Source organism: Nitratireductor sp. WH36-1, assembly GCF_058725515.1.
Map to the genome: position 1 here is coordinate 2148401 of NZ_CM178970.1, position 24930 is coordinate 2173330.

Sequence of the window (24930 nt, forward strand, 5' to 3'; positions counted from 1 at the left end):
ATGGGCAAGGCCAAAGCGCCGCGCAGGCTTGCTGACAATGAGGCCCGTGCCGTATTGCGCACGATCCGCGTCAGCCCGCAGAAGCTGAACCTCGTTGCTGCGTTGATCCGCGGCAAGAAGGTGGGCACTGCTCTCGCTGATCTGGAGTTCTCGCGCAAGCGGATCGCCGGTACCGTCAAGAAGACGCTGGAATCGGCGATCGCAAACGCGGAAAACAATCACGACCTGGACGTGGATGCGCTGGTCGTGGCCGAAGCCCATGTCGGCAAGTCGATCGTCATGAAGCGGTTCCATGCACGTGGCCGTGGCCGCGCCAGCCGCATCGAGAAGCCCTTCTCGCACCTGACCATCGTCGTGCGCGAAGTGGAAGAGAAAGTGGAGGCCGCCTGATGGGTCACAAAATCAATCCGATCGGGTTCCGTCTCGGTATCAACCGCACGTGGGATTCCCGCTGGTACGCCAATGATGGCGAGTATGGCGATCTGCTGCACGAGGATTTCAAGATCCGCGACTATATCGAGAAGGAGCTGAAGCAGGCTGCCATCTCCAAGGTCGTGATCGAGCGTCCGCACAAGAAGTGCCGCGTCACCATCCACTCGGCTCGTCCTGGCCTGATCATCGGCAAGAAGGGCGCCGACATTGAGAAGCTGCGCCGCAAGGTCTCGCAGATGACCAATGCGGAAACGCACCTCAACATCGTCGAAGTCCGCAAGCCGGAGATCGACGCTGCGCTGATCGCTCAGTCGATTGCACAGCAGCTTGAGCGTCGTGTTGCTTTCCGTCGCGCCATGAAGCGTGCCGTTCAGTCGGCGATGCGTCTCGGTGCAGAGGGCATCCGAATCAACTGCGCGGGTCGTCTTGGCGGTGCGGAAATCGCCCGTATGGAATGGTACCGTGAGGGTCGCGTTCCGCTGCACACGCTGCGCGCTGATATCGATTACGGCACGGCCGAGGCAAAGACCGCTTACGGCATCTGTGGCGTAAAGGTCTGGGTGTTCAAGGGCGAGATCCTCGAGCACGATCCGATGGCTTCCGAGCGCCGCGCCACCGAGGGCGACCAGGGCGGCAGCAGCAACCGGCGTCGCGAGAACGCTTAGGAATTTTGGAGTAGAGAACGATGCTGCAACCAAAGCGCACAAAGTTCCGCAAGCAGTTCAAGGGCCGTATTCACGGCGCAGCCAAGGGCGGCACGGAACTCAACTTTGGATCCTTCGGTCTGAAGGCTCTTGAACCGGAGCGCGTTACGGCGCGTCAGATCGAAGCGGCCCGCCGCGCGATCACCCGCTACATGAAGCGTCAGGGCCGTGTGTGGATCCGTATCTTCCCGGACCTTCCGGTCACCTCAAAGCCGACCGAAGTCCGCATGGGTAAAGGTAAGGGCTCTGTTGATTATTGGGCGTGCCGTGTTAAGCCCGGCCGCGTGATGTTCGAGATCGACGGTGTTGGCCCGGATATCGCTCGTGAAGCTCTCCGTCTCGGTGCTGCCAAGCTGCCGGTCAAGACGCGCTTCGTGCAGCGTATTGCAGAGTAGGAAAGGCGGACGCGATGAAGTCTGTTGATGTCAGGGCGATGACGCCGGACCAGCTCAACGACGAGCTTGTCAAACTGAAGAAAGAGCAGTTCAACCTCCGCTTCCAGAAAGCGACCGGACAGCTCGAAAAAACCGCACGCGTTAAAGAAATCCGTAGGGATATTGCGCGCATTAAGACAATCGCAGCCGAGAAGTCGGCTGCTAGCAAGGCCTGAGGACAGCGAACATGCCAAAGCGCGTTTTGCAGGGCACCGTGGTGAGCGACAAGAACGACAAGACTGTAGTCGTCCGCGTCGAGCGTCGCTTTACCCATCCGATGATGAAAAAGACGGTGCGTATGTCCAAGAAATACAAGGCACACGACGAAGAGAACGCGTGCAAGGTCGGTGATCTGGTGACCATCCAGGAGACCGCGCCGATTTCTAAGGACAAGAACTGGGTCGTCCTTAAAGACGCCCAGGCGTAAAAAAAGATTGAAATTGCCGGAAAGCGGGTTATCTGAACCGCTTTCCATTGAACGAGAAGGCGGCCAGTCATGATTCAGATGCAAACAAACCTCGATGTGGCGGACAATTCCGGCGCCCGTCGTGTCATGTGCATCAAGGTGCTTGGCGGTTCGAAGCGGAAATATGCCTCCGTGGGCGACATCATTGTCGTCTCCGTGAAAGAGGCAATCCCGCGCGGCCGCGTCAAGAAGGGCGACGTGATGAAGGCGGTTGTTGTGCGTACGGCGAAAGACATTCGCCGCGCTGACGGCAGCGTCATCCGTTTCGACAAGAACGCAGCAGTTCTGGTCGACAACAAGAAAGAGCCCGTCGGTACGCGCATCTTCGGGCCGGTTCCGCGCGAGCTTCGCGCCAAGAACCATATGAAAATCATTTCGCTCGCGCCGGAAGTGCTCTAGGAGGCCGGGGATATGCAGAAGATTAAAAAAGGCGACAACGTCGTCGTTCTGGCCGGCAAGGACAAGGGCCGTACCGGCGAAGTGATGAAGGTGATGCCGAAGGAAGACAAGGCGCTCGTGCGCGGTGTCAACCAGGTTCGCCGCCATCAGAAGCAGTCCGCTCAGGCAGAGGGCGGCATCATTACCAAGGAAGCGCCGATTCATCTTTCGAATCTCGCGCTGGCCGATCCGAAGGATGGCAAGCCGACCCGCGTTGGCTTCAAGGTCCAGGAAGACGGCAAGAAGGTGCGCGTGGCAAAGCGCTCTGGAGAATTGATCGATGGCTAATGCTCAGTACCAGCCGCGCTGGAAGACGAAGTATGACGAGGTGATCCGCAAGGAGCTCCTCGAGACCTTCAAGTACGACAACGAGATGCAGGTGCCGCGCATCGAGAAGATCGTCATCAACATGGGTGTTGGTGAAGCGACGGGCGATTCCAAGAAGCCGGCTTCGGCTGCTGCGGATCTCGCCAAGATCGCCGGTCAGAAGCCGGTCATCACGCACGCTTCCAAGTCGATCGCCGGCTTCAAGGTGCGTGAAGGCATGCCGCTGGGCACCAAGGTCACGCTCCGCAAGGACCGCATGTATGAGTTTCTGGACCGTCTCGTGACGATCGCGCTGCCGCGCGTCCGCGACTTTCGCGGTCTGAACCCGAAAAGCTTTGACGGCCGTGGCAACTTCGCCATGGGCCTCAAGGAGCACATCGTGTTCCCCGAGATCAACTACGATCAGGTCGATCAGATTTGGGGAATGGACATCATCGTCTGTACGACTGCTAAGACCGACGACGAAGCGCGGGCCTTGCTCAAGGCCTTCAACTTCCCGTTCCGGCAGTAACGGCAGGCGAGAAGAAGGACAACTTAAATGGCAAAAGTCAGCGCAGTCGAAAAGAACAAGCGTCGGCGCAAGATGGTCGACCGTTACGCTGCAAAGCGTGCAGGTCTCAAGGCGATCATCATGGATCAGTCCAAGCCGATCGAGGAGCGCTTCCAGGCGCAGCTCAAGCTTGCTGCTCTCCCGCGCAACTCGTCCAAGACGCGTATCCGCAACCGTTGCGATGTGACCGGTCGTCCGCGTGCGTATTACCGCAAGCTGAAGATGTCGCGTGTCGCGCTGCGTGAACTGGGCAACAACGGGCTCATCCCGGGCCTGGTCAAGTCGAGCTGGTAAGGGGTAAGAACGATGTCCGTGAATGATCCGCTCGGCGATATGCTGACCCGCATCCGCAACGCCATCGGCCGTAACAAGCCGAAGGTGTCGACGCCGGCCTCCCGTCTTCGCGCCCGTGTGCTCGATGTTCTGAAGTCCGAAGGCTATATCCGTGATTATAGCCAGATCGACTACGATAACGGCAAGTCCGAGATCGAAATCGAGCTGAAATACGCAGAGGGCGGTTCCGTGATCCGCGAAATCGCGCGTGTTTCGAAGCCGGGCCGTCGCGTTTACGTGTCGGTGAAATCCATCCCGCAGGTCGCCAATGGGCTTGGCATCGCCATCCTTTCGACGCCGAAGGGCGTGATGGCCGATCACGAAGCTCGCGAGCAGAATGTGGGCGGCGAGGTGCTCTGCCAGATCTTCTGATCCGGCAGATAGCACACACAAAGAACGAGGGCAGACAAATGTCTCGCATTGGCAAAAAGCCGGTCCCGGTGCCGCAGGGTGTCACCGCGCAAGTCGAGGGCCAGACCGTTACGGCCAAGGGTCCGAAGGGCGAACTGAAATTCGTCGTCAACGACGAAGTTCTGGTGAAGCTCGAAAACGACGCTGTCACCGTCGACCCGCGCGACCAGTCCAAGGACGCGCGCTCCAAATGGGGTATGTCGCGCACGCAGATCTCGAACATCCTCAGCGGTGTGAAGGACGGCTTCGAAAAGCGTCTCGAGATCAACGGCGTTGGTTACCGTGCCGCAATGCAGGGTAAAAACCTGCAGCTTTCGCTTGGCTACAGCCACGAAGTGATTTACGAGGCTCCGGAAGGAATCACGATCACTGTGCCGAAGCCGACCGAAATCGTCATCGCCGGCATTGATAAGCAGGTGGTTGGCCAGGTTGCGGCCGAGATTCGCAAGAAGCGTGGCCCCGAGCCGTACAAGGGCAAGGGCGTCAAGTATGCGGACGAGACGATCGTTCGCAAAGAAGGCAAGAAGAAGTAGGAACTCGAAACATGGTCTCGAAAGTCTCCGTCAAGCGGCGTGCGGGACGTGTTCGCCGGAAGATCAAGGCAGTCTCCAACGGCCAGCCCCGTCTTTCGGTTTACCGTTCCTCGAAGAACATCTATGTCCAGGTTATCGACGACGCCAAGGGCCACACGCTCGCGGCCGCATCGACCCTCGACAAGGATCTCAAGGGTCAGCTCAAGACCGGCGCGGATTCCTCGGCTGCTGCAGCCGTTGGCAAGCTGGTCGCAGAGCGCGCCAAGAAGGCTGGAGTTGAGGAAGTGGTTTTCGACCGCGGTCCTTATCTCTTCCACGGCCGCGTCAAGGCACTCGCCGACGCAGCCCGCGAAGGCGGCCTGAAGTTCTAAACCGTTCGGGCGTTCCTCTGGAGCGCCCGGATTATCATTTGAAAACCCGTGCTTCCGGAAAAGAACAAGGAAAAGGGCAATGGCACAAGGACGTAGGGACGATCGCCGCGAGCGTGAAGAACGCGACAGCGAATTCGTCGACAAGCTTGTACATATCAATCGCGTCGCCAAGGTGGTGAAGGGCGGCCGTCGTTTCGGCTTCGCCGCACTCGTCGTGGTCGGCGATCAGAAGGGCCGCGTTGGCTTCGGTCATGGCAAGGCGCGCGAAGTGCCGGAAGCCATCCGCAAGGCAACCGAGAGCGCCAAGCGCGACATGGTTTTCGTTCCGCTGCGTGGCGGTCGTACGCTTCACCATGACGTCGCAGGCCGCCACGGTGCTGGCCGCGTGTTCCTGCGCGCTGCAAAGCCCGGTACCGGCATCATCGCCGGCGGCCCAATGCGCGCTGTGTTCGAGACGCTCGGCGTTCAGGACGTTGTTGCCAAGTCGCTCGGCTCCTCGAACCCGTACAACATGGTTCGCGCCACCTTCGATGCCCTGAAGCATCAGCTGCATCCCAAGGACGTTGCTGCACAGCGCGGCATCAAATATTCCACGCTCCAGGCGCGCCGCGGCGCTGCTGCTGGCGGCGAGGAATAAGGATCAAAGGCTGATCGGCCCGCAGTTTTGCGGGCTCTGATCGCCCAGGTTTGCAAGGATTGATGAAGATGGCAGAGAAGAAGAAGGGCAAGACGGTCACTGTTGAACAGATCGGCAGCCCGATTCGTCGCCCGGCCAGCCAGCGCCAGACGCTGATCGGCCTCGGTTTGAACAAGATGCACAAGCGCTCCACGCTCGAGGACACCCCGTCCGTTCGTGGCATGATCGCAGCCGTGCAGCATCTCGTCCGCGTTGTGGACGAGGCCTGAGGATCCCAGGAGAGACATGATGAAACTCAACGAACTCAGGGACAACGAAGGCGCCACCAAGTCGCGCAAGCGCGTCGGCCGTGGTATCGGTTCCGGCTCCGGCAAGACCGGTGGTCGCGGTGTGAAGGGTCAGAAATCGCGTTCGGGCGTTTCGATCAACGGTTTCGAGGGTGGCCAGATGCCGCTCTACCGTCGTCTTCCCAAGCGCGGCTTTAAAAACCTGTTCGGCAAGGACTTCAATGAAGTTTCCCTCGGCCGCATCCAGGCAGCCATCGACGCGAAGAAGCTCGACGAGAAGGCCGTCATCGACGTTGCCGCACTCATCGCAGCCGGCGTTGTTCGTCGCGCAAAGGACGGTGTTCGCGTTCTCGCCGACGGTGAGCTGAAGGCGAAGGTTTCGCTCGACGTGGCTGGCGCTTCCAAGGCGGCTCTCGAGAAAATCGAGAAGGCCGGCGGAACGGTCAAGCTGCCCGAGGCAGCGGCGAAAGCCGAATAATCCGAATGACAGGCGGCGGGCGACAGTCCGCCGCTTGCATCTATGCGTCCAAAAACCTATTTCGGTTTTCGGCAACACGCGCCCGAATCGCATATTCAATCTGCGGGCTCGTGACGAAGCGGAGAATTCTTCATGGCATCGGCAGCGGAACAGCTTGCGTCTAATCTCAATTTCGCGGCCTTCGCAAAGGCCGAGGACCTCAAGAAGCGCATCTGGTTTACGCTTGGCGCGTTGCTGGTCTACCGCCTCGGCACCTACATTCCCATGCCGGGCATCAACCCGGAAGCATTTGCGCAGGCATTCCAGCAGCAGTCTGGCGGCGTTTTGGGCATGTTCAACATGTTCGCCGGCGGTGCTGTTGAGCGTATGGCCATTTTTGCGCTTGGCATCATGCCTTACATTTCCGCCTCGATCATCATGCAGCTCATGACGTCCGTTGTGCCGTCATTGGAGCAGCTGAAGAAGGAAGGCGAGCAGGGCCGCAAGGTCATCAACCAGTACACGCGCTACGGAACGGTGATTCTGGCGACGGTTCAGGCTTACGGAATTGCCGTTGGTCTTGAAGGCGGCGCGAACATCGTGACCGACCCGGGCTGGTTCTTCAAGATTTCCGCCGTCATCACGCTTGTGGGCGGCACCATGTTCCTGATGTGGCTCGGTGAGCAGATCACGGCGCGCGGCATCGGCAACGGCATTTCGCTGATCATTTTCGCGGGCATCGTTGCAGGTCTGCCGTCCGCCATCGGCGGTACGCTTGAGCTCGGCCGCACCGGCGCTCTGTCTACCGGCCTGATCCTCGGCATCATCGTTCTCGTGGTTGCCGTGATCGGTGTGATCGTGTTCTTCGAGCGTGCCCAGCGCCGCCTCCTGATCCAGTATCCGAAGCGTCAGGTCGGCAACCGCATGTTCCAGGGCGACACGTCGCACCTGCCGCTCAAGCTGAACACGGCCGGTGTCATTCCGCCGATCTTCGCTTCGTCGCTGCTGCTTCTGCCGGCAACCGTTGCGGGGTTCTCGGACACCACGCAGCTTCCGGGCTGGGCGTCCACCATGCTCGCGTCGCTCGGCCACGGCCAGCCGCTCTTCATGGTCCTTTATGCTGCGCTGATCGGCTTCTTCGCCTTCTTCTACACGGCGATCGTGTTCAACCCGAAGGAAACGGCCGACCAGCTGAAGAAGCATTCCGGCTTTATTCCCGGCTACCGTCCGGGCGAGCGTACCGCTGAGTACATTGACTACGTGCTGACCCGCATTACGGTCGTTGGCGCTATCTATCTTGTCTTGATCTGTCTTCTGCCTGAGTTCCTTATTTCGGCGACTGGCGTTCCTTTCTACCTTGGCGGCACGTCGCTGCTGATCGTGGTGAGCGTGACGCTCGATACGGTTGCGCAGATGCAAGGCCACCTGATCGCCCATCAGTACGAAGGGCTGATCAAGAAATCCAAGTTGCGTGGGGGTAAGAGGGGACGATGAGGCTTATACTTCTTGGACCGCCGGGAGCGGGGAAGGGCACGCAGGCCCAGCGGCTGGTCGAGAAGCACGGTGTTCCGCAGCTCTCCACTGGTGATATGCTGCGGGCCGCGGTTGCTGCCGGCACCGATGTCGGCAAACGCGCCAAGGCTGTGATGGATGCCGGCGAGCTCGTCTCCGATCAGATCGTGAATGCGATTGTCGCCGAGCGCATAGACCAGGCTGATTGCGCCAACGGTTTCATCCTTGATGGATACCCGCGCACGCTTGCCCAGGCCGATGCCGTCGAGGCAATGCTCGCCGAGCGCGACCTGCAGCTTGATGCGACCATCGAACTGGTGGTTGACGATACGGCCCTCGTGGGGCGCATCGAAAAGCGCGCACAGGATGCGATTGCCGCAGGCCAGACGCCGCGCAAGGACGATAACGCCGCGGTGTTCGACGAACGCTTGCGTGAGTACTACAAGAAGACGGCCGCTCTCATCGGCTACTACCATGCGAAGGGCGCTCTGCGCCGCGTCGATGGTATGAAGAGCATCGATGAAGTGACGGCAGATATCGAGCAGATCCTCGCATCGCTCTGATCAGGGAGTTTCCAGGCTGGTGCGGTGCCGCTTGACTAAAGAGCGGTTATCGATTAATGCCAGCCGGTTCCCTGATCGAACGTAACGTTGGTCGGGCCTTCTGGCTCGGCCTCGTTGTTCTTAGGAATAATTCATTCCCGCAAGGGCCGGCCTCCACCGGACGCGGGCAAACGCAGCGCCGGATCATCCGGCTCAAATGGAGAAGAAGATGGCCCGTATTGCTGGCGTCAATATTCCGACCAACAAGCGCGTTGTGATCGCGCTTCAGTATATCCACGGCATTGGTCCCAAGACCGCTGCGGATATCGTCAAGCTCGTCAACATCCCGCTCGAGCGTCGCGTCAACGAACTCACGGACGCCGAGGTTCTCGCGATCCGTGAAACGATCGACCGTGACCTGCGCGTTGAAGGCGATCTGCGTCGCGAAGTTTCTATGAACATCAAGCGTCTGATGGACCTGGGCTGCTACCGCGGTCTGCGTCACCGTCGTTCGCTTCCGGTCCGCGGTCAGCGCACGCACACCAATGCGCGCACCCGCAAGGGCCCTGCCAAGGCGATTGCCGGCAAGAAGAAGTAATTTGGGTTGGCCGCGCTTCTCCGGAGCGCGGCTTTTCTCAGGTGGAGCCGCTGGTGCTACGGCGGTGTAGAGATCGACTGAAAGGAAGAGTATGGCCAAGGAAGCCGCACGCGTTCGTCGTCGCGAACGTAAGAACATTTCGTCGGGTGTTGCTCACGTCAATTCGAGCTTCAACAACACGATGATCACCATCACTGACGCACAGGGCAACGCGATTGCCTGGTCGTCTGCAGGCGCGCAGGGCTTCAAGGGCTCGCGTAAGTCCACGCCCTTCGCTGCACAGGTTGCTGCCGAAGATTGCGCCCGCAAGGCTGCCGAGCACGGCATGCGCACGCTTGAGGTTGAGGTTTCCGGTCCGGGTTCGGGTCGTGAGTCCGCTCTTCGCGCGCTGCAGGCTGCAGGTTTCACCATCACCTCGATCCGTGATGTGACGCCGATCCCGCACAATGGCTGCCGTCCGCGTAAGAAGCGCCGCGTCTAACCAGAGTTTTTGCCGTAAGAGCGCCTCGCGCGCTCCTCTGCGGTTTCCAGGACGCCCGTCACGAATGGATGGTGGCGGGGTAACGGAAGGAACCCGGAATGATCCAGAAGAACTGGCAAGAACTTATCAAGCCGAACAAGGTCGAGTTTTCGTCCAAGGGTCGCACGATCACCACGCTGGTGGCCGAGCCTCTTGAGCGTGGCTTCGGTCTGACCCTCGGCAATGCGCTGCGTCGCGTTCTGCTGTCGTCGCTGCGCGGCGCGGCTGTGACCGCTGTGCAGATCGATGGCGTGCTGCACGAATTCTCGTCGATCCCCGGCGTGCGTGAAGATGTGACGGACATTGTCCTGAACATCAAGGAAATCGCGCTCTCCATGGAAGGCGAAGGCCCCAAGCGCATGGTTGTGCGCAAGCAGGGTCCGGGCGCCGTAACGGCTGGCGACATCCAGACCGTGGGCGATGTGGAAGTTCTCAACCCCGATCACGTGCTCTGCGCGCTGGACGAGGGCGCGGAAATCCGCATGGAGTTCACCGTCGACAACGGCAAGGGCTATGTCCCGGCTGACCGCAACCGTGCAGAAGATGCGCCGATCGGACTCATCCCGGTCGATAGCCTCTACTCGCCGGTCAAGAAGGTCTCTTACAAGGTTGAGAACACCCGCGAGGGCCAGGTTCTTGACTATGACAAGCTGACCATGACCATCGAGACCAACGGTTCGGTGACGGGCGAGGACGCAGTGGCTTTTGCTGCTCGCATCCTGCAGGACCAGCTGGCGCTGTTCGTCAACTTCGAAGAGCCGCAGAAGGAGCAGCCCGCCGAACAGGTGGCCGAGCTCGCTTTCAACCCGGCGCTTCTCAAGAAGGTGGACGAGCTGGAGCTTTCGGTTCGCTCTGCAAACTGCCTGAAGAACGACAACATCGTGTATATCGGCGACCTGATCCAGAAGACGGAAGCCGAGATGCTGCGTACGCCGAACTTCGGCCGCAAGTCGCTCAACGAAATCAAGGAAGTGCTGGCCTCGATGGGGCTCCACCTCGGCATGGAAGTCGAGGATTGGCCGCCGGAAAACATCGAAGAACTCGCCAAGCGTTACGAAGACCAATACTAGGCCCGTAGAGCCCGCCAAGTTCGGGCGACGGGGATTGAAGGAGAAAGGCCATGCGTCACGGAAAATCCGGCCGCAAGCTGAACAGGACGGCAAGCCACCGCAAGGCGCTCTTTGCCAACATGGCGGCTTCGCTGATCGAACACGAACAGATCGTCACCACTCTGCCGAAGGCGAAGGAACTTCGCCCGATCGTGGAAAAGCTGGTGACGCTCGGCAAGCGCGGCGACCTGCACGCCCGTCGTCAGGCCATTTCGGCCATCCGCGACGAAGCGCTGGTCCGTCGTCTGTTCGACACGCTCGCTCCGCGTTATGCAGAGCGCAATGGCGGCTACACCCGCATCATGAAGGCCGGCTTCCGCCACGGCGACAATGCGCCGATGGCTGTCATTGAGTTCGTCGACCGCGACCTCGAGGCGAAGGGCGCAGCAGATCGCGCACGTCTCGAAGCCGAGGGTGGCAACGAAGAGGCCGAAGCCGCATAATATTGCGCGCCTTGAGCACACATAAAAAGGGGCTTCGCGGCCCCTTTTTTGTTGCGCGAAAATGGCGTGGCTGACCCGGCGACGCCTTTCAAAATGCACAATCCTCTGGAACAAGGATGCGCGACCGGTATCTCTTCCGGTTTCACTTCCCGGGGCGTTTTGCAGTCGGCTGGAGACAGTCGAGATGGCATAGATGCCCGGATCCATTGGATATCGACTGGAGCCGCGTCTCCGCCAGGCGCTGAACCGGTCCAGAATTGATCGAGGCCAGGCATATGCGGATGCGTTCTGATTTTCTAAGGGTCGTTGCTCTCGTCGTAGCGGTGGGCGTAATCGCCACCGGGGCAGCGCTTGCCCAGGAAAGCGGGGGCGGGACCCTGCGCGGATTTCTTTCCGGGCTTTTGAAGAGTGACGCTGATGCGCCGGCTGAGCTTCAGGCCCCGGTTTCCGACGGCGCTGAGCGGCGCGTGCCATTCGGACGCGAGGACATTCAGCTTTCCTTTGCGCCGCTCGTGCGCGAAACATCGCCGGCCGTGGTGAATGTCTACGCCTCGTCGACCGTGCAGGTCCGTTCACCGTTCATGGGTGACCCGTTCTTCGAACAGTTTTTCGGCCGGCCGCAAATGCCGCCGCGCGTACGCTCATCACTGGGCTCCGGCGTTCTGGTTGACCCGAGCGGCGTGATTGTGACGAACAATCACGTCATCAGCGATGCGGATGAGGTGAAGGTTGCGCTTGCCGATGGCCGCGAATTTGAGAGCGAGATTCTCCTGAAGGACAAGGCGCTCGACCTGGCGGTGCTCAAAATTCAGGACGATGAGGCGTTTCCGGCCGTTCGGCTTGGCGATTCCGACGCACTTGAGGTCGGTGATCTGGTTTTGGCCATTGGCAATCCCTTCGGTGTGGGCCAGACGACCACGAGCGGCATCGTTTCAGCCCTTGCGCGCAGCCATGTGGGCGTGTCGGATTTCGGTTTCTTCATTCAGACCGATGCCGCCATCAATCCGGGCAATTCCGGTGGTGCGCTGATCGACATGCGTGGACAGGTAATCGGCATCAACACGGCCATCGTCAGCCGCAGTGGCGGTTCCATCGGCATCGGTTTCGCCATTCCGGCCAATATGGTGCGCGCGGTGGTGAATGCGGCGCTCGATGGTGCGGAGACGTTTGAGCGTCCGTTCTTCGGCGCGTCTTTCGATCCCGTCACCGCGCAGATTGCCGAAGCGCTCGGCATGGACCGTCCGGTTGGAGCGCTCGTGCGTGAAATCGCTCCCGAAAGCCCGGCCGTGAAGGCAGGCCTGCGTCCAGGCGATGTGGTCGTGGCCATGGATGGTGCGGATATCCAGCATCCCGATGCGCTTGAATACCGGCTCGTCACACATCCGCTGGATGAAGAAGGCGTTATCCGCATCCTGCGCGACGGCAATACGCAGGAACTGAAATTCCGTCTGGAGCGCCTGTCGGATGGCGGCGAACCGCAGACACTGCTGCTCGACGGGCGCGGCCCGTTCGCCGGCGCATCCATCGCGACGCTCTCGCCACGGCTTGCCCAGCGTCTGAAACTGCCGCTCAACAAGAAGGGTGTCGTGATCCTTGATGTGGAGCGCCGTTCGCCCGCCGGCAGTGTGGGCCTGCGCCCCGGCGATATCATTCGCGAGGTGAATGGGATAGAGATCGAGGATGCTGACACCATGCAGGTGGTGGTGCGAGACACTGGCCGTCGCTGGGCCTTTGCCATCGAACGCGATGGACGCATACTGCGCCAGAGACTGCGTTTCTGACGCCCGATACCGTATACAGTTCCCGTGCGGGAATGCCCTGTGGAACTGCCCCTTGGAAATCAATGACCGATGAGTGACCTTTTCGCCAAGACCGACGATGCCCAGCCAGCCATGAACCGGCCTCTGGCAGATCGCCTGCGGCCAATGAAGCTGGACGAAGTTGTCGGGCAGGAGCATCTGACCGGACCGGACGGGATATTGACCCGCATGATTGCGAGCCGATCGCTCGGTTCGCTGATCTTCTGGGGGCCACCCGGCACGGGAAAGACCACGGTTGCCCGGCTACTTGCGGGCGAAACGGATCTGGCGTTTGAGCAGATCTCGGCGATTTTCTCCGGCGTGGCGGATCTCAAAAAGGTGTTTGAGGCCGCCCGGTTGCGGCGCAGTCAGGGGCGGCAGACGCTGCTCTTCGTGGACGAGATCCATCGCTTCAACCGTTCGCAGCAGGATTCCTTTCTGCCGGTCATGGAAGACGGGACCGTGGTTCTCGTTGGCGCAACGACCGAAAACCCGTCCTTCGAACTCAACGCCGCTCTTTTATCGCGGTCGCGCGTCCTGAACTTCAACACGCTTGATGCGGAAAGCCTGATGCGGCTTCTGGAACGGGCGGAAGCGCTTGAAGGCAAGGCGCTGCCGCTGGACGAGGAAGCGCGGGCCGTGCTCGTGCGCATGGCGGATGGTGACGGACGCGCTTCGCTGACGCTTGCCGAAGAGGTCTGGCGCGCCGCGCGTGAAGGCGAGGTGTTCGACGCCGAAGGTCTTCAGCGCGTGGCGCAGCGGCGGGCGCCAGTCTACGACAAGGGGCAGGACGGGCATTACAATCTGATCTCGGCGCTGCACAAATCGGTGCGCGGCTCCGATCCCGACGCCGCTCTCTATTATCTTTGCCGCATGTTCGATGCCGGCGAGCATCCGCTTTACATTGGCCGCCGGCTCGTGCGCATGGCGGTGGAGGATATCGGGCTTGCCGATCCGCAGGCGCTGGGCATCGCCACGGCGGCCAAAGACGCCTATGAATATCTCGGTTCGCCGGAGGGCGAGCTTGCGCTTGCGCAGGCCTGCGTCTATCTGGCGACCGCGCCAAAATCCAACGGCGTCTACACCGCCTTCAAACAGGCTTTTGCCGACGCCAAGGCGAACGGTTCCCTGCTGCCGCCCAAGCACATTCTCAATGCGCCGACCAAGCTGATGAAGGAAAGCGGCTATGGCGAAGGCTATGCCTACGACCATGACGCGCCGGATGCATTCTCGGGCCAGAACTATTTCCCCGAGGAGATGGGGCGCAGGCGCTATTACGACCCGCCCGAGCGCGGCTTTGAGCGCGAAATCCGCAAGCGGCTCGACTACTGGGCGCGATTGCGCAGGGAGCGTGGTGAACCGTAATGCGCGCAGTTGTTGATTTTTGCGCAGCTTCTGCGAAAAGAGCGCCATGAGTCATTTGCTGATCGTCGCCATCGGCGGTGCCGTTGGGGCGAGCCTCCGACACCTGACGGGACTGGCCGCCATGCGCCTTCTGGGGCTGGGCTTTCCCTGGGGAACGCTGACGGTGAATCTGGTCGGGTCTTTCGTCATGGGTGCGTTCATCGAATGGCTGGCGCGCCGAACGGGGGCGTCTCCCGAGCTGCGGCTCTTCATGGCGACGGGGCTGCTTGGCGGGTTCACGACCTTCTCGGCCTTTTCGCTCGATGTCGCGGTTCTGTGGGAACGCGGCGAAGGGCTGGTTGCGGCGTCTTATGTGCTCGTCAGTGTTTGCGGCGCGATTGCCGCGCTTTTCGCCGGCCTTTGGCTGGTTCGGCATTTCGCCTGAGGCGATGTTTTCACATCTCGCCCGAGGCGGTGTTTTCAATGGATAGGTGAAATGGCTGGCGTTCAGCAGATCGAAGTGGACAAGGACGAGAACGGAATGCGGCTGGACCGTTGGTTCAAGGCGCATTTTCCGGGGCTCGGATTCGGGCATTTGCAGAAGCTCCTGCGCTCCGGCCAGATCCGGGTGAGCGGCAGCCGCGCCAAGGCCGATACGCGGCTTGAGCCGGGGCAGGTGGTGCGCGTGCCGCCGCTGGAAGTGGACCGCAAGGGCGGCGGACAGACCACCGCACACAGCCTGCGCAACACGGGCGACGCTGAAGCTCTGATGCAGATGCTGCTTTATGAAGACCCGAAGGTCTATGTCTTCAACAAGCCGGCCGGCCTTGCCGTGCAGGGTGGCTCCGGTGTGAACCGGCACGTCGACGGCATGCTGGAAGCGCTGCGCAACAAGAAGGGCGAGAAGCCCCGGCTGGTGCATCGTCTGGACCGCGACACTTCCGGTGTTCTTGTGGTTGCACGCACGCGCCAGGCTGCCATGCGGCTTGCCGAGGCGTTTCGCGCGCGCGACACCAAGAAAACCTATTGGGCGCTTGTGAAGGGCGTTCCGAACCGGGATGAGGCGCGCATTTCCACCTGGCTCGCCAAGGAGCAGACGCCGGATGGCGACCGCATGCGGGTGGTCAAGCATGGCGAACCCGATTCCGACCATGCGGTTTCCAACTACCGGGTCATTGAAACCGCCGGCAGCGCGCTCTCGTGGCTCGAGATGGAGCCCTATACCGGCCGCACCCACCAGCTGCGCGTGCATGCCGCCCATATCGGCTGCCCGATCATCGGTGATCCGAAATATTTCGAGGCCGATCAGAACTGGGAGTTCCCGGGCGGCATTCAGAAGCGTCTGCACCTGCATGCCCGGCGCATTATCATTCCCAATCCGGGCGGCGGCAAGATCGATGTGACGGCGCCGCTGCCGCCACACATGCGTCAGAGCTGGAACCTTCTGGGCTTTGACGAAGCCTCCGCCGAAGATTGATGGCGGTGTTGAATCGCGCACCCTTTGCGTCGTTTCACTCGCCAAATTGCCAACACTCACTATATGAACAGCCATGCGTGACCTTCTGAACGACCTCGAAGACGGAAAGACGCCAGCGGAGCTGGACCCGATCCGGCGTGCGCAAAGCACAATGAAGAAGCCGCTGCCCAAGCGCTTCTACAAGGATGTGGCGGTTGCTGCACAGGAAGAGGGCGGTTTTGCCGTGCAGCTCGACGGCAAGAGCGTACGCACGCCGAGCGCCAACACCGTTCTGCTGCCGAATGAAGCGACGGCGCTTCTGGTGGCGCGCGAATATGAAGCGCAGGGCGATGAGATCGATCCGGCCACCATGCCGGTGACCCGGCTGGTGAACACCGCCATCGACGGTGTCGCGGCTCACGCGCAGACTGTTCTCGAAGATGTTCTGCGCTATGTGACCGGCGATCTTGTCTGCTACCGCGCGCCGTCTCCTGAACGTCTCGTCGAGTTGCAGGCGAAGGCCTGGGACCCGGTTTTGGACTGGGCGCAGCAGCATATGGGCGCGCATTTCGTTCTGGCCGAAGGCGTGATCCATGTGGAGCAGCCGCGTGAAGCGATTGCCGCCGTCAGCGCTTATATGCGCCAGAAGAACGAGCCGTTCCGCCTTGCCGCTCTCCACGTGATGACGACGCTGATGGGATCGGCTCTTCTGTCGCTTGCCGTCGAGGCGCGGGAACTCACGCCGGATGAGGCCTGGTCCGCGGCGCATGTGGATGAGGACTGGAACATCGGCCTGTGGGGCGAGGATTCAGAAGCCACACTGCGGCGCTCCGCGCGTCAGCGCGACATGATGGGCGCTGCAACGCTCCTGCGTGCGCTGGACGACTGACGGCGTATTTCCGGGCGGCATCAGTCCATCAAGCAGTGAGAAACTCCACCGCTCTGCCGGAAGGCAGGGCGGTTTCGCATTTGTGTGCGGGTTTTAAAGGCGTTGGGCTGACAAGTGGAAGCCGCTTTTCGATTGAGAACACGGCTGCTCCTGTGTTCGTCGGAACGCGGTCATTTCGTGTTGACAGTGCGGTGCGTGGTTCGACAGGCTCACCATGAGGAAGGGCATTGGCGGTCAAACCTGCGGTAATGCCTTTGATCAGGATTCACTGCCGGGCGCGACTTCCCTCATGGTGAGCCTGTCGGACCACGCACCGGGTCTATGCAGCAGGGCGTTGCGCCCCGCTGTGTCCGAATGGACGCGCGGCTATCTAGCTTCCGCCAAACATCTTGTAGAGCACGGCGGAGATCTCGCTTTCGAGCGGGAATGACAGCATGCCCATCACCGAATAGCCGAGCAGCCAGGGCATGAGATAGAACCGGATCATGAAGAAGAACCACGCCACATAGATCGGCACCAGCGGTTCCAGCAGAAAACGGGGCGTGATGGGGCGAAAGAATTTCAGGATCGGGTTCGTCGCACGGACGAAAAAGCGCATGAAGAAGAAACTGGAATCTTCCGGCAGGAAAATGCTCATGGCGGCGCGGCCGATCAGCGTCCACATGACGACGCCGAGAATGTAATCCAGCGCCAGCACCCAGATCGGGAATGCGGCCATCGTTTCCTGTATGGCGACCGTTTCCTGCATGCAGTATCTCCCCCGCGTGATTCAGGGGCGGGAGAACCCGCCCCTGACTTCGAAACCCTAGAGCATCGGATCGAAAAGTGGAATCCGGTTTTCGGCTGTTCCGGTGCTCGATCAATTGTTTAGATCGCCGTGCGTTCGAATGGATGCACGGCGATCTGGCACTGTTCAGTGCTGGTCGGAAAGAATGGACGGGCCTGTCGGCACGCGGGTTTCTTCCACCATGCGCTGGATTTCCTCATCCGGAGCCGGTGTCAGCAGGGTGACCACCACCATGGAGACCAGGCTCACCGCCATGCCCACAATGCCGAAGCGCAGATGGTCGAGACCGAACCATGGCGTTCCGCCGGTGTAGACATAGTAGAGGTAGAGCGTGCCGGCGGTGAAGCCGGCGGCCATGCCGGCGACTGCGCCTGCACGGTTTGCCCGTTTCCACCACACACCCAGACAGAGCGGGAAGAAGAGGCCGGATGCCGCGAAGCAGAACGCCCATGCGACTGCACCGAGAATGCCGGTGAGCTGCAGCGATGCGATCAGGGCTGCCAGCGCGCCGATGCCCAGAAGCAGGATACGGGCGACGACGAGCCGGACGGCAGTGTCTGCCTTCGGGTCGATCATCTTGTAGTAGAGATCGTGGCTGAGCGCGTTGGCGATGGCCAGCAGAAGGCCGTCGGCAGTCGACATGGCTGCCGCCATGCCGCCAGCGGCGACCAGGCCGGAAATCACATAGGGAAGACCCGCGATTTCAGGCGTTGCCAGCACCACGATGTCCGGCCGCATGAAGAACTCGTTCAGCTGCAGGATACCGTCGCCATTCTGGTCGGCGATGGCCAGGAAGCCCACGCTTGCCCAGTTCTGAATCCACGCAAGCGACGCCACTTCTTCAAACGGCTTGCCGATGATTGCCGTCGGCAGGCTGGGATCGAGAAGCTGCAGCTTCGTCAGCGTGGCGAGAGCCGGCGCCGTGAAGTACAGCAGGAAGATGAAGAGCAGCGACCAGGCGACCGATTTACGCGCAGCGCGCACGGTCGGCGTGGTGAAGTAGCGCATCAGGATATGGGGTAGGGATGCCGTGCCGCACATCATGACGAGTGCGAGCGTGATGAACCTCCACTCCGCGTAATCGCCCACCGGGCCGGTATGCGGGGTGGTGAGCACCGAGAGACCCGGAATGGCCTCGGCTGGCGGGTTGAGCCCGAACTGCGCTTCGAGTTGCGCCATGGTGGAGGCTGCATCGCCATAGGTGAAGTGCGGGATCAGGCCAAAACCCTGCACGTTGGACATCCAGATCACCGGCACCAGATAGGCGACGATGAGAACGATGTACTGTGCGACCTGCGTCCATGTCACGGCGCGCATGCCGCCGAGCATCGAGCATAAGAGAATGCCCAGAAGGCCGAACCAGACACCCCAGGAGAACGGAATGTGAAGTGCGCGGGCGGCGATGGTGCCGGTGGCGTTGATCTGCGCCGTCACATAGGTAAAGGACGCGACCACAAGCACGATCACGGCGCACAGACGGGCAAGATTGCCGCCATAGCGCGTGCCGATGAAGTCTGGAACCGTGTAGCAGCCGAACTTGCGCAGATAGGGCGCCATCAGCGAGTTGACGAGCACGTAACCGCCGGTCCAGCCGACGATGAAGGCCATGTAGCCATAACCGCCGAAATAGACACCGCCGGCCAGAGCCACGAAAGATGCGCCCGACATCCAGTCGGCCGCTGTCGCCATGCCGTTATAGACGGCAGGAACCTGTCGGCCGGCGACATAGTAGGCGTCGACCTCCATTGTGCGCGATAACCAGCCGATGAGAGCATAGATGCCGATGGTGAAGGCCACGAACAGAATGCCGATCGTGTCGGCGCCGACGCCGAATTGCTCCAACAGCGCCATCAAGAGGATGAATGCTAGAAAACCGCCGGTGTAGAGCGTGTACACCCGGCCGATATTATCAATGAACCGTCCCTGTAATAAGGCCATGCCGGTTCCTCCCTATTCGTCTTCTTCGCCGAAGCCGAACTCGTCATCGATTGCATCCTGGCGCCAGTTCTGCACCCAGATGATGATGACAAAGGCCAGCAGAGAACCCTGGGCGATCATGTAGTAACCGAGTGGGAAGCCCAGGAACGTGTATTGATCCAGCGTCGAAACCATGGCTGGCACGACAAGCGCGAAGAATGCCCAGAGCGTCAGAACCACAATCGTCAGGTTTCTGGTCTTTGCCCAGTAGCGATCCCTCACATCATCTGCGTTATTAGCGGACATGCTGTCCTCCTCCCTAAAAACGTCAGCGACGAAAGTCGTTGGATGTCACCATTGCGGTTCTGTGGAATTGGAATCACAATGGAATGCCTCAAGCATTGGGCATCTCAAGTTCAATGAAAATCGAGACATTGGTCGTATGTAACGGGAAGCACGCAATGGGTGTTGAGTGGTCGAAAGGCATTTTATTCTTGCGGGAAGCCGCAGCACGCATGCGTTTCCGGCGTGAAAATACAGCGATCAATACTGTCGGGATCATGTGCGACTTTGTTTGCACACGTTCATCTTTCGTCGCGCAGAAGAAGCTCTATGGATACCTGAAAGCGCGCATGGGAACGCGCTATCCATCCATGTTCGAGGATGATGTCTTTGTTGAATCCATCAACATCGCCAAGCTGCATGTGTTTGCCGCCTGCCTCTCGGATCTGACGGTTCATGCCGTTGCCAGGGTGGCCTCTGGCGGCGCGCTGGAGGGGGAAGAGGCACGCACGCTGGCGCTTCATTGTCACGAGGCCGGACTGGCGGACAATGGCGATGTGCTGCCCGATGCCGGTACGGTGGAGGCCTGGCGCAGCGCTTTCGTGAAGCGTATCGCGGATGTTCACTGGCAGAATGCGGCGCTGGCCGCAGATTGCTTTACCGAAAGCCCAAAGGCGCTTTTCAAATGGGCGCCGATCGCTGACGAACTCAAGCGGTATGACCGTGAGATCGTGGAGAACTCGATCCGCTTCGCCTTCGGTGAAGTGGCGCGCTCGTTCCGCGAACGCGCAGAGCTTCCTCAACTGGCGCAGGACTGGCGGGCGCAGTCGGTCACTTGAGCACGCCGCAATAAAAAAGGGCCCCGTCCGAAGACGGAGCCCTGATCGCCCCAACAGTAGCGATCAAACGGAATAGTACATGTCGAACTCGACCGGGTGCGGCGTCATCTCGTAACGCAGCACTTCCGACATCTTCAGCTCGATATAGGCGTCGATCTGATCGTCATCGAACACGCCGCCGGCCTTCAGGAAGCCGCGGTCCTTGTCGAGCGCCATGAGTGCTTCGCGCAGCGAACCGCAGACGGTCGGCACCTTCTTGAGCTCCTTCGGCGGCAGGTCGTAGAGATCCTTGTCCATGGCCTGGCCGGGATGGATCTTGTTCTTGATGCCGTCGAGGCCGGCCATCAGCAGCGCTGCGAATGCGAGGTAGGGGTTTGCGCCCGGATCGGGGAAGCGAACCTCGACGCGCTTTGCCTTCGGCGAGGAGCCGAACGGAATGCGGCAGGATGCCGAACGGTTGCGCGCCGAATAGGCGAGCAGGACCGGGGCTTCAAAACCGGGCACAAGACGCTTGTAGGAGTTGGTGATCGGGTTGGTGAAGGCGTTGATCGCCTTGGCGTGCTTGATGACGCCGCCGATATAGTAGAGGCAGCTCTCGGACAGACCGGCATATTCATTGCCGGCAAAGGTCGGCTTGCCGTCTTTCCAGATCGACTGGTGGACGTGCATGCCCGATCCGTTGTCGCCATAGATCGGCTTCGGCATGAAGGTTGCGGTCTTGCCATAGGCATTGGCGACCTGGTGAACGCCGTATTTGAACTTCTGAACGCTGTCGGCGCTCTTCAGGAGCGTCTCGAACTTGATGCCGAGTTCGTGCTGCGCAGCACCCACCTCGTGGTGGTGCTTTTCAACGATCACGCCCATTTCGGACAGGACCGTGAGCATCTCGGAGCGCATGTCCTGTGCGGAGTCGATCGGCGGAACCGGGAAATAGCCGCCCTTCATGCGCGGACGGTGGCCCAGATTGCCGGTCTCGTAGTCGGCGTCGTCGTTGGACGGCAGTTCGCTGCAGTCGAGCTTGAAGCCGGTGTTGTAGGGATCGGCCTTGTACTTCACGTCGTCAAAGACGAAGAATTCCGGCTCCGGGCCCACATAGACGGTGTCGCCAAAGCCTTCGGCCTTGAGGAAGGCTTCTGCCTTCTTGGCGGTGCCGCGCGGGTCACGGTTGTAGGCCTCGCCGGAGATCGGGTCGAGAATGTCGCAGACGATGGCCATCGTGGACTGGGCGAAGAACGGGTCCATATGCGCCGTGTCGGGCTCCGGCATCAGAACCATGTCGGACTCGTTGATCGCCTTCCAGCCGGCAATGGACGAGCCGTCGAACATGACGCCATCGGCGAACATGTCCTCATCCACGGCCGTGACATCCATCGTGACATGGTGAAGCTTGCCTCTTGGATCCGTGAAGCGAAGATCGACGAACTTTACGTCGTTTTCCTTGATCTGCTTCATGATGTCTTGTGCTGTGGTCATATTCGCTTTCCTGTTTGCGATGAGCTTGCCTGATGATCCGGACACGGTCCGGGAACTGGTGGTTGGGGTCAGACTGCGTCTGCGCCGGTCTCGCCGGTGCGGATGCGGATGACCTCTTCAACATTGGTGACGAAGATCTTGCCGTCGCCGATGCGGCCTGTCTGGGCTGCCTTGCGGATCGCCTCGATGGCGGCGTCGACGGTTTCGTCCGGCAGGACGACCTCGATCTTCACCTTGGGGAGGAAGTCGACGACATATTCCGCCCCGCGATAGAGCTCGGTGTGGCCTTTCTGGCGTCCGAAACCCTTCGCCTCGATGACAGTGATGCCCTGAAGGCCGATTTCCTGAAGGGCCTCCTTCACCTCATCGAGCTTGAAGGGTTTGATGATCGCTTCGACCTTTTTCATGCCTCGGTGGCCTCCAAATGGGTTCAGGGACGGATGGTCCGCATCCCTTATTGCTCCGGTTCGGTTGAAGCACGAAACATGCCAACTCGTGACAGAGCCTTGCATGTTGCGTGCCAAACGCTGCATTCTGCGTTTGAGAATTGGCGCGACGCGGTTTTCTCCGGCTTTGGCATGCTAGGCGAGCGCCCCCGGATAGCAAGATGGGAACCATGCGGTGCGGTTCGCAGTTTGAGACTTGCTTAAAAAATATGCAATGAGCCGAAGAAAGCGGCAGCTTGTTATGCGTATGGTTGTTCTGACACCTGAAGAAATGGGCAATGTGGATCGCGCGGCCATCGCAGCCGGCCCTCATGACGGGTACGGGCTGATGCGCAATGCCGGCGCGGCGGTGGCTGATCTTATCCTCGAGCGGTTTTCCGGCGCTGCCGGCGTCGCGGTTCTCTGTGGACCGGGCAACAATGGCGGTGACGGCTATGTCATTGCGCGGCTTCTGGCCGAGCGCGGCGTGAATGTCCGCCTGTTCGCCGATGCTGCGCCGCGGGAAGACAGCGATGCCGCCAGGGCGCGTGAAGACTGTTTTGTAACGCCCGAGGCGCTGGCCGATTTTCGCCCCGAGACCGGCTGGGTGGTGGTTGATGCGCTTTATGGCGCGGGGCTTTCAAAGCCAATCGAAGGCATTGAAGCCGAGCTCATCGAGCGGGTTGCGGCTGCGGGCGTCCCGGTGGTTGCCGTGGATCTTCCGTCCGGTCTTTCGGGTCTCACGGGCAAGCCCCTCGGCAGCTGCTTCGATGCGGACCTGACCGTCACGTTTTTCCGCAAAAAGCCGGGGCATCTGCTCATGCCCGGTCGACGCCTGTGCGGCGAGCTGGTCGTGGCCGATATCGGCATTGCCGAGATGGCGCTTGCATCAATGGATATCGCCCTCTGGGAGAATGGTCCGGCGCTCTGGCGCGACGGCGTGCCGGCGGTGGAGATCGATGCGCATAAATATGTGCGTGGTCATGTGGCCGTCGTTTCGGGCGGTGGCGCATCCACTGGTGCAGCGCGGCTTGCCGCGCGTGGCGCGGCGCGCGCCGGGGCAGGGGCCGTGACGGTGCTTTCGCCTGCAAACGCCCTGTCGGTGAACGCGATGCACCTGACCTCGATCATGCTGCGCAAGGCGGAGGCGGTGGATGAACTCATCGCCTTCCTCGATGAGCGAAAACCGACAGCCGCCGTTCTCGGTCCGGCAGCCGGCACAGGCGAGCGCACGCGCAGCTTCGCGCTGGGCTTTCTGGAGCGCGATGAAGGGCTGAAAGGGCTGGTGCTGGATGCCGACGCCATCACCGCCTTTGCCGATGCGCCCGATACGCTCTTCGAGGCCGTGAGAAGCTCCGCCTTAGCGACCGTGCTGACGCCGCATGACGGTGAATTCGCGCGCCTCTTCGGCGATCTCGCGGCTGACGCTTCCATGTCCAAGGTGGAGCGTGCGCGCGCAGCGGCAGAGCGCTCAGGAGCGGTGATCATCCTGAAGGGGGCGGACACGGTCGTCGCCTGCCCGGACGGGCGCGCCGCGATTAACACCAACGGATCGCGTTTCCTGGCGACGGCGGGCTCTGGCGATGTTCTGTGCGGGATTGTGGTCAGCCTTCTGGCGCAGGGCATGCCGGTCTTCGAGGCGGCATCGGCCGGCGTGTGGCTGCATGCAGAGGCTGGCGGGATGTTTGGCCGGGGCCTGATTGCGGAAGACCTCCCCGAGATGCTTCCGCATGTCTTCCAGGCGCTCTTCCCGGACGATGTTGGCTGAACCGATGCGGAGCTTGAAAAGAGCGCGCATTCTGGATGCCGGATGGCATCGGAACCGGGGCATGCCTGAAGCCGCCCCGGATAGTCTTAAACTCAGTAGCGGCGCATCAGGCCGACGAGGCGACCCTGCACCTTGACGCGGTCGGGGCCGAAGATACGGGTTTCGTAAGCCGGATTGGCCGCTTCAAGGGCAATAGATGCGCCCTTGCGGCGGAAGCGCTTCAGCGTTGCTTCCTCCTGATCCACCAGCGCCACGACGATCTCGCCGGGATTGGCGGTCTGCGTCTCGCGGATGATCACCGTGTCGCCATCGAAAATGCCCGCATCGATCATCGAGTCGCCCTTGACCTCAAGCGCGTAGTGATCGCCACCGGTCAGCATGTCCGGCGGAACCGCGATGGAATGGGTCTGGTGCTGAATGGCGTCGATGGGGACACCGGCAGCGATGCGGCCCATGACAGGTACGGAAACGACGCCGGAAAGCGCGTCATCATTGCTGGCGGCAGGCTTGGAGGCCGCTGGCGCGGGCGTCTTGCCGAGGCTGCCCTCGATGACGCTTGGCGAAAAGCCGCGCGCGCCGGAATTGAGGCCGGGCGCGATGGAATCGGGAAGCCGCAGAACCTCCAGCGCACGCGCCCTGTTCGGGAGCCGGCGAATGAAGCCGCGCTCCTCCAGAGCCGTGATCAGCCGGTGAATGCCGGACTTGGAGGCGAGGTCGAGCGCCTCCTTCATTTCATCGAAGGAGGGCGGGATTCCGGTCTCCTTCAGTCGTTCATGGATGAACAGAAGAAGTTCGTGCTGCTTGCGGGTCAGCATGGGCGCCACCGAGAATCAGTTAAAAACAAAAC

34 protein-coding genes are annotated in these 24930 nt (G+C 60.8%); 28 read left to right on the top strand and 6 right to left on the bottom strand.

From position 1 onward, the window contains the following. The 26 genes from rplV (at position 1) to AC4PTT_RS10170 (ending at position 16592) form a co-directional block, all read left to right on the top strand. Entirely contained in the window at positions 1-390 is a 390-nt protein-coding gene (rplV, locus tag AC4PTT_RS10045; protein WP_113155285.1) for a 50S ribosomal protein L22, read from the top strand. Further along, a complete protein-coding gene (gene rpsC / locus AC4PTT_RS10050) occupies positions 390-1097 on the top strand; it encodes a 30S ribosomal protein S3 (RefSeq protein ID WP_113155284.1) in 708 nt (235 codons plus the stop codon). Before rplV ends, rpsC begins: the two co-directional genes overlap by 1 nt. A 20-nt stretch (positions 1098-1117) precedes the next feature. Continuing rightward, complete coding sequence (gene rplP / locus AC4PTT_RS10055; protein WP_113155283.1) at positions 1118-1531, top strand: 50S ribosomal protein L16; 414 nt, start codon at positions 1118-1120, stop codon at positions 1529-1531. Between the two features lie 14 nt (positions 1532-1545). Then, a complete protein-coding gene (gene rpmC / locus AC4PTT_RS10060) occupies positions 1546-1746 on the top strand; it encodes a 50S ribosomal protein L29 (protein ID WP_113155282.1) in 201 nt (66 codons plus the stop codon). A gap of 11 nt (positions 1747-1757) precedes the next feature. Beyond that, positions 1758-1997, top strand: a complete 240-nt coding sequence (gene rpsQ, locus AC4PTT_RS10065) for a 30S ribosomal protein S17 (RefSeq protein ID WP_113155281.1) — start codon at positions 1758-1760, stop codon at positions 1995-1997. Between the two features lie 69 nt (positions 1998-2066). After that, entirely contained in the window at positions 2067-2435 is a 369-nt protein-coding gene (gene rplN / locus AC4PTT_RS10070; protein WP_007009523.1) for a 50S ribosomal protein L14, read from the top strand. 12 nt (positions 2436-2447) lie between these two features. Further along, positions 2448-2762 carry a 50S ribosomal protein L24 gene (rplX, locus tag AC4PTT_RS10075; RefSeq protein ID WP_113155280.1) on the top strand — a complete coding sequence of 105 codons (315 nt, stop codon included), beginning with the start codon at positions 2448-2450 and terminating at the stop codon, positions 2760-2762. Then, entirely contained in the window at positions 2755-3312 is a 558-nt protein-coding gene (gene rplE / locus AC4PTT_RS10080; RefSeq protein WP_113155279.1) for a 50S ribosomal protein L5, read from the top strand. Before rplX ends, rplE begins: the two co-directional genes overlap by 8 nt. Positions 3313-3339: 27 nt before the next feature. Continuing rightward, positions 3340-3645: a 30S ribosomal protein S14 gene (gene rpsN, locus AC4PTT_RS10085; protein WP_113155278.1), complete on the top strand. Its 306-nt coding sequence runs from the start codon at positions 3340-3342 to the stop codon at positions 3643-3645. A gap of 12 nt (positions 3646-3657) precedes the next feature. Continuing rightward, positions 3658-4056, top strand: a complete 399-nt coding sequence (gene rpsH / locus AC4PTT_RS10090; protein WP_025030949.1) for a 30S ribosomal protein S8 — start codon at positions 3658-3660, stop codon at positions 4054-4056. 38 nt (positions 4057-4094) lie between these two features. Next, the gene (rplF, locus tag AC4PTT_RS10095) at positions 4095-4628 is read left to right on the top strand and encodes a 50S ribosomal protein L6 (protein ID WP_113155277.1); all 534 of its coding nucleotides are present in this window, start codon (positions 4095-4097) and stop codon (positions 4626-4628) included. An 11-nt stretch (positions 4629-4639) separates the two neighbouring features. Then, a complete protein-coding gene (rplR, locus tag AC4PTT_RS10100; RefSeq protein WP_113155276.1) occupies positions 4640-4999 on the top strand; it encodes a 50S ribosomal protein L18 in 360 nt (119 codons plus the stop codon). 79 nt (positions 5000-5078) lie between these two features. Beyond that, on the top strand, positions 5079-5636 hold the full coding sequence (gene rpsE / locus AC4PTT_RS10105) for a 30S ribosomal protein S5 (RefSeq protein WP_113155275.1): 558 nt from the start codon (positions 5079-5081) through the stop codon (positions 5634-5636). A gap of 68 nt (positions 5637-5704) precedes the next feature. Next, positions 5705-5905, top strand: coding sequence for a 50S ribosomal protein L30 (gene rpmD, locus AC4PTT_RS10110; protein WP_113156314.1), 201 nt, complete (start codon positions 5705-5707; stop codon positions 5903-5905). 19 nt (positions 5906-5924) lie between these two features. Further along, entirely contained in the window at positions 5925-6401 is a 477-nt protein-coding gene (gene rplO / locus AC4PTT_RS10115; protein ID WP_113156313.1) for a 50S ribosomal protein L15, read from the top strand. Positions 6402-6533: 132 nt separating this feature from the next. Next, the gene (secY, locus tag AC4PTT_RS10120) at positions 6534-7874 is read left to right on the top strand and encodes a preprotein translocase subunit SecY (protein WP_113155274.1); all 1341 of its coding nucleotides are present in this window, start codon (positions 6534-6536) and stop codon (positions 7872-7874) included. Then, a complete protein-coding gene (locus tag AC4PTT_RS10125) occupies positions 7871-8455 on the top strand; it encodes an adenylate kinase (protein ID WP_492161067.1) in 585 nt (194 codons plus the stop codon). The genes secY and AC4PTT_RS10125 overlap by 4 nt, the downstream gene beginning before the upstream one ends. A 208-nt stretch (positions 8456-8663) precedes the next feature. Next, the gene (rpsM, locus tag AC4PTT_RS10130) at positions 8664-9032 is read left to right on the top strand and encodes a 30S ribosomal protein S13 (RefSeq protein WP_113156312.1); all 369 of its coding nucleotides are present in this window, start codon (positions 8664-8666) and stop codon (positions 9030-9032) included. Between the two features lie 91 nt (positions 9033-9123). Next, positions 9124-9513 carry a 30S ribosomal protein S11 gene (rpsK, locus tag AC4PTT_RS10135; RefSeq protein ID WP_007009537.1) on the top strand — a complete coding sequence of 130 codons (390 nt, stop codon included), beginning with the start codon at positions 9124-9126 and terminating at the stop codon, positions 9511-9513. Between the two features lie 98 nt (positions 9514-9611). Then, positions 9612-10622, top strand: a complete 1011-nt coding sequence (locus AC4PTT_RS10140; RefSeq protein WP_492161068.1) for a DNA-directed RNA polymerase subunit alpha — start codon at positions 9612-9614, stop codon at positions 10620-10622. A 50-nt stretch (positions 10623-10672) separates the two neighbouring features. Further along, positions 10673-11104, top strand: coding sequence for a 50S ribosomal protein L17 (rplQ, locus tag AC4PTT_RS10145; RefSeq protein WP_206545229.1), 432 nt, complete (start codon positions 10673-10675; stop codon positions 11102-11104). A gap of 275 nt (positions 11105-11379) precedes the next feature. Beyond that, the gene (locus AC4PTT_RS10150; RefSeq protein ID WP_492161069.1) at positions 11380-12885 is read left to right on the top strand and encodes a DegQ family serine endoprotease; all 1506 of its coding nucleotides are present in this window, start codon (positions 11380-11382) and stop codon (positions 12883-12885) included. A 69-nt stretch (positions 12886-12954) separates the two neighbouring features. Further along, entirely contained in the window at positions 12955-14268 is a 1314-nt protein-coding gene (locus AC4PTT_RS10155) for a replication-associated recombination protein A (protein ID WP_492161070.1), read from the top strand. A gap of 46 nt (positions 14269-14314) precedes the next feature. Continuing rightward, a complete protein-coding gene (crcB, locus tag AC4PTT_RS10160; protein ID WP_113156310.1) occupies positions 14315-14692 on the top strand; it encodes a fluoride efflux transporter CrcB in 378 nt (125 codons plus the stop codon). Positions 14693-14743: 51 nt separating this feature from the next. Beyond that, positions 14744-15724 (top strand): RluA family pseudouridine synthase, encoded by a 981-nt coding sequence (locus AC4PTT_RS10165; RefSeq protein WP_113155269.1) that lies wholly within the window; start codon positions 14744-14746, stop codon positions 15722-15724. Positions 15725-15797: 73 nt separating this feature from the next. After that, positions 15798-16592 carry an ATP12 family chaperone protein gene (locus AC4PTT_RS10170; RefSeq protein WP_492161071.1) on the top strand — a complete coding sequence of 265 codons (795 nt, stop codon included), beginning with the start codon at positions 15798-15800 and terminating at the stop codon, positions 16590-16592. A 370-nt stretch (positions 16593-16962) separates the two neighbouring features. Here the strand turns inward: AC4PTT_RS10170 and AC4PTT_RS10175 are convergent, their stop codons facing one another. From AC4PTT_RS10175 to AC4PTT_RS10185, 3 genes are all read right to left on the bottom strand, one after another. Next, complete coding sequence (locus tag AC4PTT_RS10175; protein WP_210343937.1) at positions 16963-17340, bottom strand: YggT family protein; 378 nt, start codon at positions 17338-17340, stop codon at positions 16963-16965. A 165-nt stretch (positions 17341-17505) separates the two neighbouring features. After that, complete coding sequence (locus AC4PTT_RS10180; protein ID WP_113155267.1) at positions 17506-19317, bottom strand: sodium:solute symporter family protein; 1812 nt, start codon at positions 19315-19317, stop codon at positions 17506-17508. A gap of 12 nt (positions 19318-19329) precedes the next feature. Continuing rightward, positions 19330-19602 carry a DUF4212 domain-containing protein gene (locus AC4PTT_RS10185; RefSeq protein WP_113155266.1) on the bottom strand — a complete coding sequence of 91 codons (273 nt, stop codon included), beginning with the start codon at positions 19600-19602 and terminating at the stop codon, positions 19330-19332. A 38-nt stretch (positions 19603-19640) separates the two neighbouring features. On the opposite strand from AC4PTT_RS10185, the gene AC4PTT_RS10190 reads away from it, so the two are divergent. Continuing rightward, positions 19641-20417 (top strand): hypothetical protein, encoded by a 777-nt coding sequence (locus AC4PTT_RS10190; RefSeq protein WP_492161072.1) that lies wholly within the window; start codon positions 19641-19643, stop codon positions 20415-20417. Between the two features lie 63 nt (positions 20418-20480). On the opposite strand, the gene glnA is transcribed toward AC4PTT_RS10190, so the two are convergent. Next, the gene (gene glnA, locus AC4PTT_RS10195; RefSeq protein WP_113155264.1) at positions 20481-21890 is read right to left on the bottom strand and encodes a type I glutamate--ammonia ligase; all 1410 of its coding nucleotides are present in this window, start codon (positions 21888-21890) and stop codon (positions 20481-20483) included. A gap of 68 nt (positions 21891-21958) precedes the next feature. Further along, the gene (locus AC4PTT_RS10200; RefSeq protein ID WP_007009552.1) at positions 21959-22297 is read right to left on the bottom strand and encodes a P-II family nitrogen regulator; all 339 of its coding nucleotides are present in this window, start codon (positions 22295-22297) and stop codon (positions 21959-21961) included. Between the two features lie 280 nt (positions 22298-22577). Here AC4PTT_RS10200 and AC4PTT_RS10205 point away from each other — a divergent pair, with 280 nt between their 5' ends. Beyond that, positions 22578-24083 (top strand): NAD(P)H-hydrate dehydratase, encoded by a 1506-nt coding sequence (locus tag AC4PTT_RS10205; protein ID WP_492161073.1) that lies wholly within the window; start codon positions 22578-22580, stop codon positions 24081-24083. Between the two features lie 92 nt (positions 24084-24175). Here AC4PTT_RS10205 and lexA read toward each other — a convergent pair whose 3' ends face one another. Further along, a complete protein-coding gene (gene lexA / locus AC4PTT_RS10210; protein ID WP_206547517.1) occupies positions 24176-24898 on the bottom strand; it encodes a transcriptional repressor LexA in 723 nt (240 codons plus the stop codon). Positions 24899-24930: the final 32 nt, after the last annotated feature.

Coding starts and splice junctions, on each gene's coding strand:
- AC4PTT_RS10155 (WP_492161070.1), top strand. CDS start 12,955: ATGAGTGACCTTTTCGCCAAGACCGACGATGCCCAGCCAGCCATGAAC.
- rpmC (WP_113155282.1), top strand. CDS start 1,546: ATGAAGTCTGTTGATGTCAGGGCGATGACGCCGGACCAGCTCAACGAC.
- rplX (WP_113155280.1), top strand. CDS start 2,448: ATGCAGAAGATTAAAAAAGGCGACAACGTCGTCGTTCTGGCCGGCAAG.
- AC4PTT_RS10170 (WP_492161071.1), top strand. CDS start 15,798: ATGCGTGACCTTCTGAACGACCTCGAAGACGGAAAGACGCCAGCGGAG.
- AC4PTT_RS10150 (WP_492161069.1), top strand. CDS start 11,380: ATGCGGATGCGTTCTGATTTTCTAAGGGTCGTTGCTCTCGTCGTAGCG.
- crcB (WP_113156310.1), top strand. CDS start 14,315: ATGAGTCATTTGCTGATCGTCGCCATCGGCGGTGCCGTTGGGGCGAGC.
- AC4PTT_RS10175 (WP_210343937.1), bottom strand. CDS start 17,340: ATGCAGGAAACGGTCGCCATACAGGAAACGATGGCCGCATTCCCGATC.
- rpsN (WP_113155278.1), top strand. CDS start 3,340: ATGGCAAAAGTCAGCGCAGTCGAAAAGAACAAGCGTCGGCGCAAGATG.
- rpsH (WP_025030949.1), top strand. CDS start 3,658: ATGTCCGTGAATGATCCGCTCGGCGATATGCTGACCCGCATCCGCAAC.
- rplO (WP_113156313.1), top strand. CDS start 5,925: ATGAAACTCAACGAACTCAGGGACAACGAAGGCGCCACCAAGTCGCGC.
- rpmD (WP_113156314.1), top strand. CDS start 5,705: ATGGCAGAGAAGAAGAAGGGCAAGACGGTCACTGTTGAACAGATCGGC.
- lexA (WP_206547517.1), bottom strand. CDS start 24,898: ATGCTGACCCGCAAGCAGCACGAACTTCTTCTGTTCATCCATGAACGA.
- glnA (WP_113155264.1), bottom strand. CDS start 21,890: ATGACCACAGCACAAGACATCATGAAGCAGATCAAGGAAAACGACGTA.
- rpsK (WP_007009537.1), top strand. CDS start 9,124: ATGGCCAAGGAAGCCGCACGCGTTCGTCGTCGCGAACGTAAGAACATT.
- AC4PTT_RS10185 (WP_113155266.1), bottom strand. CDS start 19,602: ATGTCCGCTAATAACGCAGATGATGTGAGGGATCGCTACTGGGCAAAG.
- AC4PTT_RS10180 (WP_113155267.1), bottom strand. CDS start 19,317: ATGGCCTTATTACAGGGACGGTTCATTGATAATATCGGCCGGGTGTAC.
- rplV (WP_113155285.1), top strand. CDS start 1: ATGGGCAAGGCCAAAGCGCCGCGCAGGCTTGCTGACAATGAGGCCCGT.
- rplE (WP_113155279.1), top strand. CDS start 2,755: ATGGCTAATGCTCAGTACCAGCCGCGCTGGAAGACGAAGTATGACGAG.
- rpsQ (WP_113155281.1), top strand. CDS start 1,758: ATGCCAAAGCGCGTTTTGCAGGGCACCGTGGTGAGCGACAAGAACGAC.
- rplP (WP_113155283.1), top strand. CDS start 1,118: ATGCTGCAACCAAAGCGCACAAAGTTCCGCAAGCAGTTCAAGGGCCGT.
- rpsE (WP_113155275.1), top strand. CDS start 5,079: ATGGCACAAGGACGTAGGGACGATCGCCGCGAGCGTGAAGAACGCGAC.
- AC4PTT_RS10165 (WP_113155269.1), top strand. CDS start 14,744: ATGGCTGGCGTTCAGCAGATCGAAGTGGACAAGGACGAGAACGGAATG.
- AC4PTT_RS10205 (WP_492161073.1), top strand. CDS start 22,578: ATGCGTATGGTTGTTCTGACACCTGAAGAAATGGGCAATGTGGATCGC.
- AC4PTT_RS10140 (WP_492161068.1), top strand. CDS start 9,612: ATGATCCAGAAGAACTGGCAAGAACTTATCAAGCCGAACAAGGTCGAG.
- AC4PTT_RS10200 (WP_007009552.1), bottom strand. CDS start 22,297: ATGAAAAAGGTCGAAGCGATCATCAAACCCTTCAAGCTCGATGAGGTG.
- rpsC (WP_113155284.1), top strand. CDS start 390: ATGGGTCACAAAATCAATCCGATCGGGTTCCGTCTCGGTATCAACCGC.
- secY (WP_113155274.1), top strand. CDS start 6,534: ATGGCATCGGCAGCGGAACAGCTTGCGTCTAATCTCAATTTCGCGGCC.
- rpsM (WP_113156312.1), top strand. CDS start 8,664: ATGGCCCGTATTGCTGGCGTCAATATTCCGACCAACAAGCGCGTTGTG.
- rplR (WP_113155276.1), top strand. CDS start 4,640: ATGGTCTCGAAAGTCTCCGTCAAGCGGCGTGCGGGACGTGTTCGCCGG.
- AC4PTT_RS10125 (WP_492161067.1), top strand. CDS start 7,871: ATGAGGCTTATACTTCTTGGACCGCCGGGAGCGGGGAAGGGCACGCAG.
- rplQ (WP_206545229.1), top strand. CDS start 10,673: ATGCGTCACGGAAAATCCGGCCGCAAGCTGAACAGGACGGCAAGCCAC.
- rplF (WP_113155277.1), top strand. CDS start 4,095: ATGTCTCGCATTGGCAAAAAGCCGGTCCCGGTGCCGCAGGGTGTCACC.
- rplN (WP_007009523.1), top strand. CDS start 2,067: ATGATTCAGATGCAAACAAACCTCGATGTGGCGGACAATTCCGGCGCC.